The sequence below is a fragment of the Enterococcus sp. BWB1-3 genome (assembly GCF_016745275.1).
Lineage (GTDB): Bacteria > Bacillota > Bacilli > Lactobacillales > Enterococcaceae > Enterococcus_L.
The window spans coordinates 16506-33257 of record NZ_JADOEP010000018.1; the positions used below are offsets into that span (position 1 = coordinate 16506).

The window sequence follows — 16752 nt, forward strand, 5'->3', positions numbered from 1 at the left end:
TCAGATAGACAAGGAGGCGGCAGTATGGATAAGAATCAAATATATCAGAAAAAGATATTAAAAATACTTCTTGATGCCCCTTTGATTTCTGTGAAAAGAATCTCAAAAAAAATTGGTATATCTGAAAAAACAGTTAGAATTCAAATTAACTATTTAGAAGATTATCTTGAAAATGAAAAAATTGGGCATATTGATAAGATCCCTAGTAAAGGGATTAAACTAGTTCTGAATTCTGGTATAGACAAAAATGATTTAAAAGAAAGTAAAGTAGTGGAAGTCTCTACTGAAAAAGCATTTTTCCATATTCTTAGACGGCTTCTGTCTCTAAAAAATAAAGAATATGTTACACAATCAGAACTTTCAGATGAAATATATGTTAGTTTGCCTACGTTTAGAAAGCAGCTGGAGGACATAAAAGCTTGGTTAATAGAAAGAGATTTAGAGCTTGAAATTGTACAAAAAAAAGGAATGCGCATAAAAGGAGAAGAACTTTCTATTTGGAGGGCAATAGGAAATTTGATATTGAAGAGCGGACTTTACAGTATTAGAGAAAACTTAGCATTTTTTGTTAGAGGTCTGGATATAGAACTGGTAAGTAAGGTAATAAGATCATCTGAAAAGAGCTGGCAAATCCAATTTAGCCGTGACTCTTTCAGTAGAATTTGGGTAATGCTTTCTCTTTCATTATACAGACAAACACCAAGCAATCTTAAGCGATTCAATAATTTAGATTGGGTAGAGAAATATAGTGAATACAATTTTGTTGAGACGTTAGAGAAAAACTTGAAACAATACAATTTGGGAAGAAGCTTGTCGGAAATTGATAAAAAGATTATGGCACATGAGATTCTGATTTCAAGTAAATTAGTTTGGACGACTGAAAATGAGAATAGAATGCAGAACAATCGACCAACCAATTTGGAAAACTTCGTGAATGATTTAATTGAAGTTGTTTCAGATATTTTACAAGTGGATTTAAGGGGCGATTTGATTTTAAAAAAAGACTTAACTGAACATTTAAGATCTGCTATTTTCAGAATGAAGTACAGTAAAGCAAATACTTCCAGCTTGAGCAAACAACTTAAAGAAGAGTACGGTAAAGTTTATCTCAGTGTTTGGTCAACCAGCCAATTATTTGAGGAATATTATGATATTCAGGTTACGGAAAATGAAATCTGCTATATTGTGATGTACATTGAAGCTGCTTTAATGAGGATCAAAAATATAGTTGACTTACTTTATATAACCGATCAAACAAGATCTCATAGCAGCTTTATAGTTGAAACGATAAAACACCACATTCCTGAAGTGGAGAGTATAAAAATTGTGAGAAACAGTGAGACTTCAAATAGAGTTTACGATCAGGAAATAGCTATTTCTGATTGTCTCCCTGAAGATAGAGGGACAATATCAATTTCCAAAATACCGACTGATCAAGAAATTAGCAGAATAAAGAATACTATCCATCATTTTAATGGAATTGAACACCAAAAAATTCAATTCTCAAATTCTATTCAAACATTGTTTGATCCTCAATTATTCTTTAGCAATATGAAGGTTTCTAACAAAGAGGAACTATTAAAAATGATGTGTCATTACTTAGAAAAAATGGGCTATGTTACCTCAGATTTTTTTGAGACTGTATGGGGAAGGGAAAAAGAAACTTCTACCTGTGTAGGATTTCAAACTGCAATTCCTCATGGATCGATGAATGAAGTAAATGAACCTAAGATAGCAGTCGCAACCTTGGAACAGCCCATTCTGTGGTTTGGGGAGGAAGAGATTCAGTTCGTATTTTTGTTAGCTGCAAAGATGAATACAAAGGTTAATATCAATAAAACCAAGCAGTTCTATACAGATCTAATCACACTAACTGAAGACAAAAACTCAATGAACAGGTTTAAAAAATGTGAAGATGGAATAAAGGCTTATGGCTTCTTGTTTCATTAGTTGGGAGGATGGCTTGTGACTGTAGATATTAAAGATATTTTAGATAGAAAGCTCATTAATTTAGAACTAAAAGCAACTAACAAAAATGAAGTAATTGAAGCGTTAGCGAAAATGCTGTCTGAAAAGGGAACAATTTCAGATTTAGAGACATTCATAAAAGATGTTTATTTGCGCGAAGGCGAAGGGATTACCGGACTGGGAAATAATGTTGCAATTCCCCATGGAAAATCAGAAGGTGTACGAATTCCCAGTGTAGCAATTGGTCGGACAGAAAATTATATTGATTGGGAATCATACGATGATAAACCAGTACGTTTATTTTTTCTATTTGCCGTACCTGATGGTAATGAAGGCGCAGAAGATCATCTAAGATTACTATCCCAAGTAGCAGCTAAATTGGCTGATGATGATATTTTAACTAGATTGAAAGAAATAAGAAATGAAGATAGCTTCATAAATATTTTACTAAGTTCATAAAAAAATTTCTGAATTTGAAAATGGGGATATTTTTTGAAAGTTTAAAAGAATAGTAGAGGCTGATTGAAGATAGGAGTTCTTAACGTTGACATGTATGCCGTAGGAGTCTTCTACATATAGAGGCTAGCAGGTAATCGAATTATAACATGTGGGAGATTCCTTTTTGTGTTGTCCAAAGGTATGTAAAATAAAAAAATAGTAGAAAATTATGGAAATTATCGAATGCTGTTTGTAAATGTAGCTACTGTGATCTTTTTGAAAGAGAGATGAAATAATATGGAATTCAAGCTCCACCCAGTTATTTGCTCTAAGAATAATTTAAGGGATTTTTTTAATGAAACTGCTAATGAGAAAGATTTAATTATCACTAATAAGTTCATTTTCATGCCTCAAATGGATAGCCAAGAATTAAAAGGTCATATTCTATTTCAAGAACAGTTTGGAACAGGAGAACCGAATGATGAAATGATTCGTGCAATGTTTCAAGAAATGAAAGGGAAGAAGTATGAACGGATTATTGCAATTGGCGGGGGGACAGTAATTGATATCTCCAAACTTTTTGTTTTTGGAACAGAGTATACGCTCAAAGAAATTTTTGAAAAAGGCGCAACACTTCCAAAAAAGAAAAAATTGGTCATTATACCAACGACTTGCGGCACAGGAAGTGAAGTGACCAACATTTCAATTGCAGAGTTCAGAGAAAAGAAAACCAAAATTGGCTTAGCTGCAGATCAATTATATGCTGATGAGGCGATATTGATTGGCTCATTGTTAGAAACGATTCCTTTCCAAGTTTTTGCAACAAGTTCAGTAGATGCGTTTATACATGCCATTGAATCCTATGTTTCTCCAAAAGCCAGCTTGTTTACCAAAGCGCTAGGTGAAAAAGCTATGCGTATTATTCTTAAAGGGTATCAAGATATTGTTAGCAAGGATAAATTAGAGCTTCCGGACAATCTCCAAGTCTTTCTCGAAGCAAGTACGTTAGCTGGCATCTCCTTTGGCAATGCCGGTTGTGCGAGTGTTCATGCGCTGTCATATCCTATTGGTGCAAATTATCATGTTCCTCACGGGAAATCTAACTACTTAGTTTTCCATGCCGTATTTGAAAAATATAGAGAGATGAACGCAGATTTGATTGAGCTTGAAAAGTTGCTTAGTGAAATTCTTATCTGTTCTCCGGAAGCTGTTTGGGAAAATTTAAGAAAATTGATTGATCAAATTATTCCAAGAGAACCTTTACATTCTTTAGGAATTACTAGGGGAGAGGCAAAAAAAATGGCAGAATCGGTTTTCAAAAATCAACAAAGATTATTAGTGAACAATCCCGTGCCTTTCACAGAATCTGATATTTACGATGTGTATCAAAAATGCCTTTAAGCAATAAGAAGAGAGTGAACAGAATGAATGATGAAAAAAAATATCAATTTTATGCGACAAAAATTAGGATTGAAGCAATGAAAGCTTTCGGAAAATTAGGCTTTGGCCATATTGGCGGTGTTATGTCGGCAGCTGATTTATTGGGTGTTTTGTATGGTGGGGTAATGAAGGTTGATCCGAAAAATCCAGATTGGAACGAGCGAGACTATTTTGTTATGTCTAAAGGGCATGCTGGACCGGGGTTATATGCTGCACTTGCACTAAAAGGTTTTTTCAAGATAGAAGAACTAATGACAATCAATACTAATGGGACCCGCTTACCTAGTCATTGTGATCGCAATAAGACACCTGGAATAGACTATAGTACGGGCTCTTTGGGACAAGGAATGTCTACAGCTATTGGAATTGCCTTAGGTAACAAGATTCTTAACAAACAGAATTATACTTATTTGCTGATTGGTGATGGAGAATCAGATGAAGGTCAGATTTGGGAGGGAGCATTATTCGCACCTCATCACAAATTAGGGAATTTGATTGCATTTATCGATTACAATAAACAACAACTCGATGGCTATACAGATGACATCTTGAATTTGGGTGATTTACGACAAAAATTTCAAGATTTTGGTTGGTATGCAATCGAAGTAGACGGTCATGATGCAATAGCAATAAAATCGGCAATTGAGTTGGGGAAAAGAGAAAAAAGAAAACCAAAAATGATTGTTTTAAATACTTTAAAAGGAAAAGGAGTCTATTTTGCTGAAGGACAAAAATATAATCATCACATGACCTTTACATCAGAGCAGTGTGATCAAGTAATTGAAGAGCTGCAAGTGAAACTGGATGAACAAACAGGAGGTGAAAACGAATAATGTCATATGGAGTGCTGAGAGATTTAACGATTGAAAAAAGAGCAATGCGGGATGTATATTGTGATACGCTAATCGAATTAGCAACTGAGAATGACAAAGTCATAGGCTTTGATGCTGATTTGATGAATTCTGTCGGAATGGTGAAGTTTGGCGAGACATTTCCTGAACGTATGATCAATTGTGGAATTCAAGAAGCTAATATGATTGGTATGGCCTCAGGGAGTTCCGCTGTAGGCTTGATTCCTTTTGTGCACACCTTTGCTTGTTTTGCTGCACGTCGCACTGCAGATCAGGTTTTTGTGTCTGCAGCTTTTGCACAAGCTAATATTCGTATCATCGGGAGTGATCCTGGAGTTACTGCAGCATTCAATGGAGCAACGCATATGCCGTTTGAAGATGTAGGGATTATGCGTGGATTCCCAACCGTAACCATTATAGAACCTACAGATACTGTAATGCTGGCAGATGTCATACGCCAACTTGAAAAATTGATTGGAGTATATTATATACGCCTCTCACGTAAAAATGTTATAGGAATTTATGAAGACGGCTCTACTTTTGAAATTGGGAAAGGTGCCCTGTTGAAAGATGGGATGGATGTGACGTTGATCGCCAGTGGAATTATGGTCAGTGAGACAATGAAGGCAGCTGAAAAACTAGAACAATTAGGGATATCAACTCGAGTCATCAATATTTATACGATTAAACCAATTGACAAAGAGATTATTATCACAGCAGCAAACGAGACTGGAGCAATTGTTACAGCTGAAAATCATAATTATATCAACGGATTGGGGAGTGCGGTAGCAGAAGTTTTAGCTGAAAATAGACCAGTACCAATGGCACGTATTGGGGTAGAAGATCAATTTGGACAAGTTGGAAGTGTTGAATACTTAAAAGAGATTTATGGACTTACTGCTGACAATATCGTTGAAAAAGCATTAAAAACAATTAAACGAAAGTAAATGAACAGCAAATGAGAGAATGTAAGGAATAACGGACTATTAACAAATTAATGAGGTACTAAATGAAAAATTTTCTTTTTAAGCAGGAAAAATCATAAAGGAGCCTTTAAAATGAATTCATATTTACAAAGAAAACCTAAGAACAAAAAAATTTCTGATGGTGTAATTTTACAGCATGAAATTACTGTTGAAAATTCACCGTTTGCTTATGTAGGATTTAAAAAGCTCGACATGGATAAAGGAGCAGAATTTGAAGAAGATACAATGGATAAAGAAGCGTGTGTGCTTGTACTGACCGGAAAGGTAACAGTTATAGAAGGAGACAATGTTTTTGCACACATTGGAAAAAGAAATTGTGTCTTTGATAAAAATCCTACAGACAGCGTCTACATTTCTAATGATCATACTTACAAAATTATTGCTGAGACTCCGGCAGCTATTGCAATTGGCTATGCTCCTTCTTCTAAGCAGTTACCAACTAAATTAATCAAAGCTGAAGAAAACAGTGTTGTTGAACGTGGGAAATATTTGAATAAGCGACTTGTAAACACGATGCTGGATGATGAATCATCAATTGCTGACAGTCTACTGATGACCGAGGTTTATACAGCAGCAGGGAATACGTCAAGCTATCCGCCGCATAGACATTCATTTAATAATTATCCAGAAGAAACATACTTAGAAGAAAGCTATTACCATGAAATCAATCCTCAGCAAGGCTTTGTATTACAGCGTGTTTACAATGACGATAGAACAATTGATACAGCATTTGGAGCGGAAAATGGCGATGTCATTTTATGTCCGGAAGGCTATCATCCAGTAGCTGTACCAGATGGCTACGAATCTTATTATTTGAATGTTATGGCTGGTCCCGTCAAATCATGGTCATTTTATAAAGATCCAGCCCATTCTTGGATTGATGAACGTGAATAAAAAGTTGCGGCTCATTTTTAGCTATCTATACACAAAGCATAACTAAATACCAAAATAAAAAGAAAATTGTTCGCACATGATTATCAGGGAATGCTGCACATGTATAAAGAAAAACTAAGTCTTTTCGTGGTCCGAGTAGTCGCGGAAGCAGTTCGTGTATGATATCCGCTTGGTTCTCAAGGCTGAACGCTTTTTATAAAAAAATTCTCCTAAAAAAACAAAAAAGACCTTCTCTTGTGCTTTAAAGAAAAGCTCTTTTTTGGCTTGTACCATAGTGATATTACTTATTGAAATACTTCTTTTTAAATACTCTTCTCCGTGTTTTAAAATAGTAATATTTTTCCTTTAACCTCCTATAGATAATTCGAATTATTAAGTGGACTGTTGCGATAATTTCTCTTCGTTTCCCTCGGTTTTTCTGTATTTTTAATAAGAAGAAGGATTGGATTCTTTCTTCCTTGTGTGTTACAGCTTCTTCCCATAATAATGTAAAGAACTGAGAAAGTTCAGAGGTTAATAGTCGATTTCTAAGCTAAGGTCATCACCATTTGAAGCAATCACTCGTTTGTACCAATAAAATGATTTTTTTGGATAACGATTTAAGCTTCTTAGATCATGCTCCTCTCGATCAATATAGATGAAGCCGTAGCGTTTTACAAAGCCTTCTCTTGTGCTGTGAAGATCAATTGCTGACCATGTGAGATAGCCGATGATTTCAACACCATCATAAATCGCTTCTTTAACTTTTTTGATATGATCTGCTAAATACTTGATTCGATAATCATCGTGAATTTTATTATCACTATCTAACTCCTCCGTATGCGCAATACCATTTTCCAAAATCAATATCGGAAGCTGATATCTTTGGTAGATTTCCATTAATTGAATGTATAAACCAGCTGGATCAATCGTCCAATTCCATTCGGTACGATCTGTATAAGGATTTAGTTCTTCACCGGAGCGATATTGAACCAGCGCCCCTTGAAATTGTTTAGGTTCAGGATAATTTGCCTCAATATCTTCTTTGGGAAGCGGAGCAGCCCGAACTAAACTTGAGAAATAATAAGTAGATGAAATATAATCTGGTTTCGCTTCTTTCATTTTTTTTTCATCATCCTTTGTAATGACTGGAAGAGCATCCATTTTATCTAGCTTATTAAGCAAATACTTTGGATATTCGCCACGACAATAAATATCCAGGTAGGCAATATTTGTCTCATAATAGCTTTTGGCAGCTGCTAAACAGTCAGCTGGGGCGCAGGTGGCAGGATATAGCATCTGAAATGCGCTATTTGGTCCAATTTTTGCTTGAGGATCAATGCGGTGACAAGCAATACAAGCTTCAGCATAGGCAACTGTGAGGTGATGCTCAGCCTGCCATAGTTGTTTTTTTGTTAAATCTTTATTTCCAGCAATGTATTCGCTATCTAAGTGAAACAAATTAGATTCATTAAATGGAACATAGTACTTAATTCGCCCCTTAAAATGTTTAAAGATGGTAGATGCATAGTGGTTATAGTCTTGAATACATTGCCGATCCAGCCATCCACCGTATTCTTCTAAAAGATTTACAGGCAGATCATAAGCATAGAGTGTACAAACCGGTGTAATTCCCTTTTCAATCAATTCGTTGACGATAGTGTCATAGAAAGCTAGACCTTTTGCATTGGGTTCGCTATTGTTGCCAGTGGGAAAAATTCTTGCCCAGGACATAGAGAAGCGATAAACAGTGAACCCCATTTCAGCGTATAATTCGATATCTTCCTTATATCGATGATAGGCATCACTGGCAGTTTTAAAGTCTGAATAACCATTTTTTAGCACACGTACGTCAGCAATAGTCGTGCCTTTGCCATCTTCATTCCATCCACCTTCATACTGTTGTGCATTGGTAGAACTACCCCATAATATTTTTTCCATAGCAGTATTCTCCTTACAATTATTTATAAAAATCAAGTTCTCTAAAAATTGCGCAAGTACTCATACAACAACGGTCATTTGTTTAATTCCACTCTTGGTAGGATTAATAGGTCTTCTAGACATAAATATAGTAGCTCTCGTGACTTCCTGTGTAAACGATTACTCGATTTTATTATGGAGAGAGGAAATGAAAAAGTCAAGGATTATTCTGATTTTTTCCTATAAACTAAAGGCTTCTTGTTTGAGCAGCTATTTTCAAGGGCTGTTTAATTTAGCCTTGACAAGATAAATCAGATATTTTATACTTTTATTAGGTAAACGATTACACAATTTTCACATTATTTTTTTCAGGCATGGGTAAACGATTACATGAAGGGGTGATAATAATGTCAAGTAATAGTGGAAAAGGGTTCATGGATAAAGTTGCTGATTTTACTATGAAAATCTCGGGTCCTTTAGGTAAGTTTGCAAATTTGGATTCAATTTCTTCAATCGTCAATGGATTAACAGCTGTAATGCCAATTATAATGATCGGCTCCATTTTTCTCATTCTATATGTATTGGGGTCTCCGGATATTGGTACAAGTGGCAAGGCGCTTATTCCTTTTTTAGCACCTCTGGCAGGCAAGTTTGCTTGGATGAATAGCTTAACATTGGGGTTTATGACCTTATATTGTTCGGCTGCTATTCCATTTAGTTATGCAGAAAGAAAGAACGTCAACACAAAAAATTCGATGTTAATGGGGCTTGCTACGTTTATTATCTTTACAATTGGTGGTTTGGATGAATCGGGTGGAATCTTAGTTGAATCTTTCAGTGCAACAGGTCTGTTTGCTTGTATTATTACTAGTTTAGTTAGTGTAAGAATCTATAAATTTTGTTTGGATCATCATATTACCATCAAGATGCCGAGCTCTGTTCCACCAAACGTAGGAAATGCTTTTGGAGCACTTATTCCATACACTGTTTCATTTTCTCTAGCCTGGTTGGTTAGAACTGCCTTCAATTTTGATTTTGTATCATTCTTAACTACGCTATTGGAACCAGTTATTTCAGGATCTGACTCTGTTTGGACCGCAATTATCGCAGCGTTTATTCCATTACTATTGTGGAGTATCGGGCTTCATGGGGATAATATGTTCTTGACATTATTTACTCCTTTTGGATTAATGTGGATTGATCAGAACGCAGCAGCGTTGGCAAGCGGAACGCCTGCAAATGAGCTGCCCCATGTATTGGCAGGTCTGGGGCAAACTGGATTGATGAGATTGACCGTTTGGACTGCTGCTGTATGGCCATTGATTTTTCTAATGATCATCTCAAAAAATAAGTTTTTAAAAACACTGGGATGGACAACCATTGGACCAGGGATATTTACAATTGTGGAACCAGTGATCTATGGGCTCCCGTTAGCGTTGAATCCCTATTTGATGATTCCGTTTGTACTAAGCGGAACAATTTCTACAGGTGTCAGCTACCTTTTGATGGCTAGTCCGCTATTGGGGAAGTTTTATGCACTGATTCCATGGGCGACACCACCATTTTTACTAGGCCCATTAGGAACTGGGGACTGGAAAACATTAATTATCCCGGTTATTTCTTTCTTGATAGGACTAGCCGTGTATCTTCCATTTTGGAAAGTCTATGTTAAAACCTTGGAGAATGAGAATAAGATTGAAACTGCAGATGAATAAAAAAAGAAGCTCAGGCCAAATTGTACCGAACGCCAAGTGTTAGATTTTAGGTCTAATATTAGGGGCTCACTACAAATCGCTTGGGTTTCTTTTTTTCACAGCTACTGGATTCTTTCATGGGTAATCGTTAACTCGCTGCTTTCATGGTTACCCTGAAATTTCAAGAGTGTACTAGCTGATTTGGTAGATTGAAAGAAAATGTGATATTAGTCTTGAAAAGCTATTTATCCATGATAATTTTAGGTTGAGGAAACGATTACTCGATAAGAGGGGGAACTATGATGAAACGCTTACTATGCTCTTCAATGATGTGTGCAAATTTTGCGAATCTTCAGGAGGATACAAAAGCTCTTGATGAAGCCGGTATTGACATCTTTCATATTGATATTATGGATGGAATATTTGTACCAAACTTTGCAATGGGCTTACAGGATTTACAATTGATTCGCTCATCTACTAAAAAAAAGGTTGATGTCCATCTGATGATTGAAAACCCTGGGAATTACGTTGATTTATTTAGTCAGATTGGAGTAGACATCATCTATATCCACCCAGAAGCTGACAAGCAATACGCACGTACCTTGGACATGATCAAAAGCAAAGGGATGAAAGCTGGGGTAGCAATCAATCCGGGAACGTCATTGGATACCATAAAAGAAATTTTTTCGTTGATTGATTATCTGATGATCATGACTGTAAATCCTGGATTTGCCGGTCAAAAGTATCTTGACTATGTAAATCCCAAAATTGAAGAAGCGGTCAGCTATGGTAAACTGTTTTCATTTAAGGTAATGGTTGATGGAGCACTTTCTCCTCAAAGAATTGAGGAATTACATGCAGTTGGAGTAACAGGCTTTGTTTTAGGAACGTCAGCGCTATTCGGTAAAGAGAAAAGCTATAAAGAGATTGTAAAAGAATTGGGAGGACAACTAGTATGAACATTGCAATTGGCAGCGATCATGCAGGGATAGAATTAAAATCAACGATTATTTCCTACTTAGAGGAATTAGGATATGCTGTGACTGACTTTGGACCTGATTCGGCAGAAAGAACAGACTATCCAACGTACGGCAAAAAGGTGGCTGAAGAGGTAGCCGGCAAAAATTTTGATTGCGGCATTTTGATTTGTGGAACAGGTGTTGGTATTTCGATTGCAGCAAATAAGGTCCGCGGGATACGGGCGATTGTTTGTAGTGAACCTTACTCAGCCCAATTATCCAAACAACACAACAACACCAATATTTTAGCTTTTGGCTCACGGGTAGTTGGTAGTGAACTTGCAAAAATGATTGTAAAATGTTGGCTAGATGCTGAGTTTGAAGGAGGCCGTCACCAAATTCGTATTGATATGTTAAAAGATATTGAAGAAAGACAAAAGGCATAAAATGGACTTAAGAATGATTAATGACTTGAACCTTGACTATTCGATCAAAACTATTCACAAGCCCGGCGGATTTATGAGGATTCATTGAAGAAATGGAAAAAAAGACAATCAAGGAAGTGACAAAAATAGGAGGAGAAAGAATGACAATTCCAGAAAATTTTTTATGGGGCGGCTCCATTAGTGCAGCACAATGTGAGGGTGGATGGAATGAAGACGGTAAGAGTCCTGTTCAAGTGGACTTTGGAGATGCTGGAACTACGAATGACAGACGATACATTCACTTTCAAAATTCGGATGGAACAAGAGGAAAAATGAGACAGTTTGATCATTTACCTGAAGGAGCAAAATATGCTTTATTTGATGATATAAGATATACCAATCATATCGGGATTGACTTCTATCATAGGTATAAGGAAGATATTGCACTATTTGCGGAAATGGGATTTACAACCTTCAACACAACTGTTTCCTGGGCTAGAATCTTTCCGCTTGGTGTAGAGGGTGGCGTAAATAAAGAGGGGATAGAATTCTACCGCAATGTATTTAAAGAATGCAGAAAATACGGAATGGACCCAGTGATTACATTATATAAGTATGATGAACCGGTTTATTTAGAAGAAACATACGGCGGCTGGACAAATAGAGAAATGATTCATCAATTTGTAGAGTTTGCGAAGGTATGCCTTAGTGAGTACAAAGATTTAGTGGATAAATGGTTGACGTTTAATGAAATCAATATTTTGCTCCATTTTGAAGGGAAAGAAGGTGGTCAAGCTGCCTTTACTGAACTGCATAATCAAATGGTTGCTTCGGCACAAACGGTTAAAGCAGCCCACGAAATTGATAAAAATATCAGTGTTGGATGTATGGCAGCAGGCTTCTGTATCTATCCATATACCTGTGATCCAGAAGATGTACTGGCAGCCTATAAAGAATTCCAAAATAAATTTGGCTATTGTGCCGATACAATGATTAGAGGGTATTATCCTTCTTATGCAAAAAGAATTTGGAAAGAGAAAAATGTTGAATTAGAAATCACAGAACAGGATAAAAAAGATTTAATTGAAGGTAAAGCAGATTTTTTAGCGTATTCATATTATATGTCTAGTGTCACAACGACACATAAAGATGAAATTAAGGAGTTAGCGACTGCTGGAGGGCAAGGGGATTTAGCTAATCCATATCTTAAAGCTTCGGATTGGGGCTGGCAAATTGATCCAACAGGCTATGAATATTTTTTACATTTCTTAAATGATCGCTATCAAGTTCCAATTTTTGATGTAGAAAATGGTTTAGGGGCTTACGATAAAATAGAAGAAGACGGCTCAATCCATGATAGTTATCGAATTGATTACTTGAGAAGTCATATCAAGAGTCTAATGAAAGCCAGAGAAGAAGGAGTCAATATTTTCGGCTATACGACCTGGGGACCTATTGATTTAGTATCATTCACAACTGGACAGATGAATAAACGTTATGGTTTTATCTATGTTGATATGGATGATGATGGAATCGGTGATTTGCATAGAATGAAAAAAGATTCATTCTATTGGTATAAGAAAGTTATTGCTTCCAAAGGGAAAGATTTAGATTAGCAAAAATAGAATGTCTGGGAGTGTGGCAGAAGTTGTCCGCATTCCCTTAAAATCGTATAAATGAGCAGCTAAGCACTTCTATCCTGACGTCAGTTTAACCTCTAATTTAGTATGATCAGTGCAAGGATTTTCCAGATAGAACTGCGAAATGTGATTATAGAGACTGTTTGTGATTCAGATGGCTTTGATCATCGGGAAGTCGTTAGTCATTTGTAAGCCTGAATTGCTCAATGAAATTGAAGCTAAAGCAAAAGAATATTTTATTTTCCCGGATTATTTAAGGGTTATTCCCGCTGAATTTCAGGATAGTGCAAGGGTGATCAGTGCAGCGTTACTGTCCAAATTTTTTGGACAGTAGGAAACAGAGAACTTTCCCACAGGAAAAAATGACCGCTTTTTTAGAAGGGCTTTGATAGACTTCTAAGCAGCGGCCATTATTTTTCGTGAGTTTTCGAAGCGGCTCCGTTGTCCATTTCTCAGGAGTCAGCTCTTTCCTATCGTATCCGTTCCCGGATATATTGATTCACGCAATACTAGATCAACAGGTATAAGGAAGGATTTGCCGATGTTTATTGAGTTGGGCTTACTGATTGTTTCCAATAGATTATCAACGGTAACCTGAGCAATTTTTGCTGTATTCTGCTTTACTGATGACAGCGCAGGATAGGAGTATTTATCTTGCGGCGTATCATCAAAACCGATAATTTTTATTTGCTTCGGTAACTTAAAGCCCAATTTCTTCAGTACAACAATCAATTCTAAACCGATATTATCATTAATAGCAAAAATTCCATCTACATTGTCTTGCTCCTCAAAAAATTGTTTGACTGATTCTTCGAAATTATCATCGTAAATATCTACGTTTAGTTTACTTTTTTCGCGGTCAAATATGATACTATTTTTTTTCAGAGCATCAAAAAATCCGTTTTCTCGTTCAAGTGCTGATGGCGATCTCCTTGAATGCATGGCAATTACAGGGTTTTGACAACCAGCGGCAATCAGCTGCTCAGTCGCTTCAAATGCACCTTGGTAATGGTTTGATGAAATGAAGATGGTGTCTGACTTTACTTTCGGCTCTCTGTCAATACAAATATAGGGAATATTCTTTTCTGGTCTGGAATAATTAAAAGAGAATTCTTCGGCTCCCGAAATAACGATTAAGCCATCCACTCCTTTACTTTCAAGCATTTGCAGATAGGCAGTCTCTTTGGTGCTGTTCCGAGCAGTATTGCAAATAATTGTAGAATATCCTTTGTTGAAAAGAATTTCTTCGATTTTTTGAACGACATCAGCAAAGAAATAGTTGCTGATGTCTGGTACAAGAATGCCTATAGAAAAGGACTTGTTCATACGCAGACTTTTAGCACTATAATTCATTTGATAACCGGTTGATTTGATAACCTCTAGAATTTTATTTTTAGTTTCTTCTGAAAATCGTCCATTATTATTGATAACTCTGGAAACAGTGGCAACTGATACACCACTTAATTCAGCGATATCCTTGATTGAAATTTTCTTCATAGCTTCGATCCGACCCTTTCATGAGTAATCGTTAACTCGATATTCTCATATCTATTCTGAAATTTCAAGAGTATACTAGCTAATTTAGTAGATTGAAAGAAAAATACGATATTAGGCTTGACAAAACTATTTATCCGTGTTGTTTTCCAGACGAGGAAACGATTACCTAACTGGTTAAATAATTAATGCGCTTGGCAAAGTGATGCCATCATTGAGTGTTCTAGGGATAAAAAGCATAGCAAAAAATGTGCCAGAACAATTATTGCAGCTCAACGCTGCTCAGTGTAAAGTACTTGCTTTGCCACCTATGGTAACATAATCAAATTGTTATAATGGGAGGGAGAATAGAAGCAGGCTATGAATCCTTGTACATTAAGGATTTGGAGGTTTCAGGTGAATATATTTTGGATTACCACAAAATAAAAGAGAAGATGTTTATGAAAAAAGAATCCTTAATTAGCTGTTTTATTGGGAATTTTAGCTTTTTCGGGAGATTGATAGTTATATAGTGACCTTTAAAATTACTCCAAACATAATTGAAGGAAAAAATAAAAGTACCAACATTTTTATTTTTTCCTTGACTAATCATAGGAAAGGGGAAGGTGTCAAAAAAGAAAAACAGCGAGCAAAATTCTTTTGAAAGACTTTGATTGTCGTTTTTCTTCTTTGCTTTTTCTCCATTTAAAGCAGTAATAGTTTTTTTATGATAGGTTTAGTTTATCACTTTTCCCTCATCTTTCCATTTGCAACGAGGTCGGGACAAAAGCCTGTTAATTTTCGCTTCTGGGCTTTATTTAAGATGGACCGCTTCTGTTTGACGGGATTAGGTGATATCTTCCTGGTTCCGCTGACTTCTTTCTCAAGCTCTTCCAGGTGCAATGATATGTGTGTTAATCTTTCATAAATCATTTCTAAAAATGATGAAGATCCGTCTGGTATGCGTTTGCTTTGATAAGCTTCATTTACTTCACTTATCAACAGAAGAATATTATCTCGATCTTCTTGGAGCAGTACTCTTTTACCAGGGCTCTTCCGCCGATGCTCAATTTATATTATTTATTCGGACGGTTTATTTTTCCCTAAACCGTAGAAATAGAGGAGACTGACGAAAACAGCACCGCCGACAATATTGCCGAGATAAACTGGAATAAAGTTGCTGATAAAGCCGCTCCAAGTAGCACCGCCTTCAAAAATCGCAGCACTAATAACAAACATGTTTGCTACACTATGCTGAAATCCAATAGCAACAAACGTCATTACCGGAAACCAGATAGCCAGGATTTTTCCTGCATCAGACTTTGCACCGTAGCAGAGCCAGACAGCTAAGCCGACAAACCAGTTACAGCCGATTCCGGAGAAAAATGCCGCTGCCGGCGGTGCACTGATTTTTGTCTGTGCAATCAAAAGGGTTTCCTCCAAATAAACACCTGCACTTGTCAAGCCGGCAAGATGACTTAAAAAATAAGAAACGAAAAGGGCTCCGGCAAAATTGGCCAAGGTGATGATTGTTAGATTTTTAATGAGATCGATGAAGGAAATTTTTTTTGAAAACCAGGCAGCAGAGAATGCCATCATGTTGCCGGTGACCAGCTCTCCGCCGCCCAATAGAATCACGATTAGTCCCACTGGGAAGACCAGAGCACCAATAAATGAAGCAAAGCTGCCCCAGTCATGTGCAATTGAGGAAATCACACGGATATAAGCAAGATAGCCAAGAGAAATCATTGCACCCCCGATGAAGCCGAGTATAAGTTTTTGCTGCAGTGTTTTTTTCGTTTTTTTGTATCCCATTTGTGTGCTTATTTCCATAATTTCTTCAGGTGAATGCATAGTAACCTCCAATAATTGACTAGGGCGTGTCTGAAAAATTCAGGATATCTGAGTTTTTGTGAAAATTATGAGAGAAGCCGCAGCTTATGCAGTGCATACACAAGTAGTCCTGACGACAAGTTCATAAAGAATTACAAAAATATTTACCGCTGGAATTTCCAGAAACTCCCTAAGTTTTTAAAAGAAAACACACTCAAATTTACGAAGGAGCAGAGTCATTTAAGTGTGTTT

Annotated in this window: 14 protein-coding genes; 11 read left to right on the forward strand and 3 right to left on the reverse strand. The window is 36.5% G+C overall.

Going from position 1 to position 16752, the window contains the following annotated elements; translation table 11 throughout:
• The first annotated feature begins 24 nt into the window (after positions 1–24).
• From IW492_RS12350 to iolB, 6 genes are all read left to right on the forward strand, one after another.
• Positions 25–1950, forward strand: coding sequence for a BglG family transcription antiterminator (locus IW492_RS12350; protein WP_202067944.1), 1926 nt, complete (start codon positions 25–27; stop codon positions 1948–1950).
• Positions 1951–1965: 15 nt separating this feature from the next.
• Complete coding sequence (locus IW492_RS12355; RefSeq protein ID WP_330928008.1) at positions 1966–2427, forward strand: PTS sugar transporter subunit IIA; 462 nt, start codon at positions 1966–1968, stop codon at positions 2425–2427.
• 276 nt (positions 2428–2703) lie between these two features.
• Positions 2704–3807 carry an iron-containing alcohol dehydrogenase gene (locus tag IW492_RS12360; protein ID WP_202067946.1) on the forward strand — a complete coding sequence of 368 codons (1104 nt, stop codon included), beginning with the start codon at positions 2704–2706 and terminating at the stop codon, positions 3805–3807.
• 23 nt (positions 3808–3830) lie between these two features.
• Positions 3831–4679, forward strand: coding sequence for a transketolase (locus tag IW492_RS12365; protein ID WP_202067947.1), 849 nt, complete (start codon positions 3831–3833; stop codon positions 4677–4679).
• A complete protein-coding gene (locus IW492_RS12370) occupies positions 4679–5644 on the forward strand; it encodes a transketolase family protein (protein ID WP_229442044.1) in 966 nt (321 codons plus the stop codon). The genes IW492_RS12365 and IW492_RS12370 overlap by 1 nt, the downstream gene beginning before the upstream one ends.
• Positions 5645–5755: 111 nt before the next feature.
• Entirely contained in the window at positions 5756–6577 is an 822-nt protein-coding gene (iolB, locus tag IW492_RS12375; RefSeq protein WP_202067948.1) for a 5-deoxy-glucuronate isomerase, read from the forward strand.
• A 513-nt stretch (positions 6578–7090) separates the two neighbouring features.
• Here the strand turns inward: iolB and IW492_RS12380 are convergent.
• Positions 7091–8497 (reverse strand): glycoside hydrolase family 1 protein, encoded by a 1407-nt coding sequence (locus IW492_RS12380; protein ID WP_202067949.1) that lies wholly within the window; start codon positions 8495–8497, stop codon positions 7091–7093.
• 386 nt (positions 8498–8883) lie between these two features.
• Between IW492_RS12380 and IW492_RS12385 the strand changes: the two genes are divergently transcribed.
• From IW492_RS12385 to IW492_RS12405, 5 genes are all read left to right on the forward strand, one after another.
• Entirely contained in the window at positions 8884–10191 is a 1308-nt protein-coding gene (locus IW492_RS12385; protein ID WP_229442042.1) for a PTS sugar transporter subunit IIC, read from the forward strand.
• A gap of 278 nt (positions 10192–10469) precedes the next feature.
• The gene (locus IW492_RS12390; protein WP_202067950.1) at positions 10470–11129 is read left to right on the forward strand and encodes a ribulose-phosphate 3-epimerase; all 660 of its coding nucleotides are present in this window, start codon (positions 10470–10472) and stop codon (positions 11127–11129) included.
• Positions 11126–11575: a ribose 5-phosphate isomerase B gene (gene rpiB, locus IW492_RS12395; RefSeq protein ID WP_202067951.1), complete on the forward strand. Its 450-nt coding sequence runs from the start codon at positions 11126–11128 to the stop codon at positions 11573–11575. Before IW492_RS12390 ends, rpiB begins: the two co-directional genes overlap by 4 nt.
• Positions 11576–11715: 140 nt before the next feature.
• Positions 11716–13170 (forward strand): glycoside hydrolase family 1 protein, encoded by a 1455-nt coding sequence (locus IW492_RS12400; protein ID WP_202067952.1) that lies wholly within the window; start codon positions 11716–11718, stop codon positions 13168–13170.
• 169 nt (positions 13171–13339) lie between these two features.
• Positions 13340–13528 (forward strand): hypothetical protein, encoded by a 189-nt coding sequence (locus IW492_RS12405; RefSeq protein ID WP_202067953.1) that lies wholly within the window; start codon positions 13340–13342, stop codon positions 13526–13528.
• A gap of 125 nt (positions 13529–13653) precedes the next feature.
• On the opposite strand, the gene IW492_RS12410 is transcribed toward IW492_RS12405, so the two are convergent.
• Together IW492_RS12410 and IW492_RS12415 are read right to left on the reverse strand one after the other, a co-directional pair.
• Positions 13654–14691: a LacI family DNA-binding transcriptional regulator gene (locus IW492_RS12410; RefSeq protein ID WP_202067954.1), complete on the reverse strand. Its 1038-nt coding sequence runs from the start codon at positions 14689–14691 to the stop codon at positions 13654–13656.
• 1056 nt (positions 14692–15747) lie between these two features.
• Positions 15748–16521: a formate/nitrite transporter family protein gene (locus IW492_RS12415; protein WP_202067955.1), complete on the reverse strand. Its 774-nt coding sequence runs from the start codon at positions 16519–16521 to the stop codon at positions 15748–15750.
• Positions 16522–16752 lie beyond the last annotated feature (231 nt).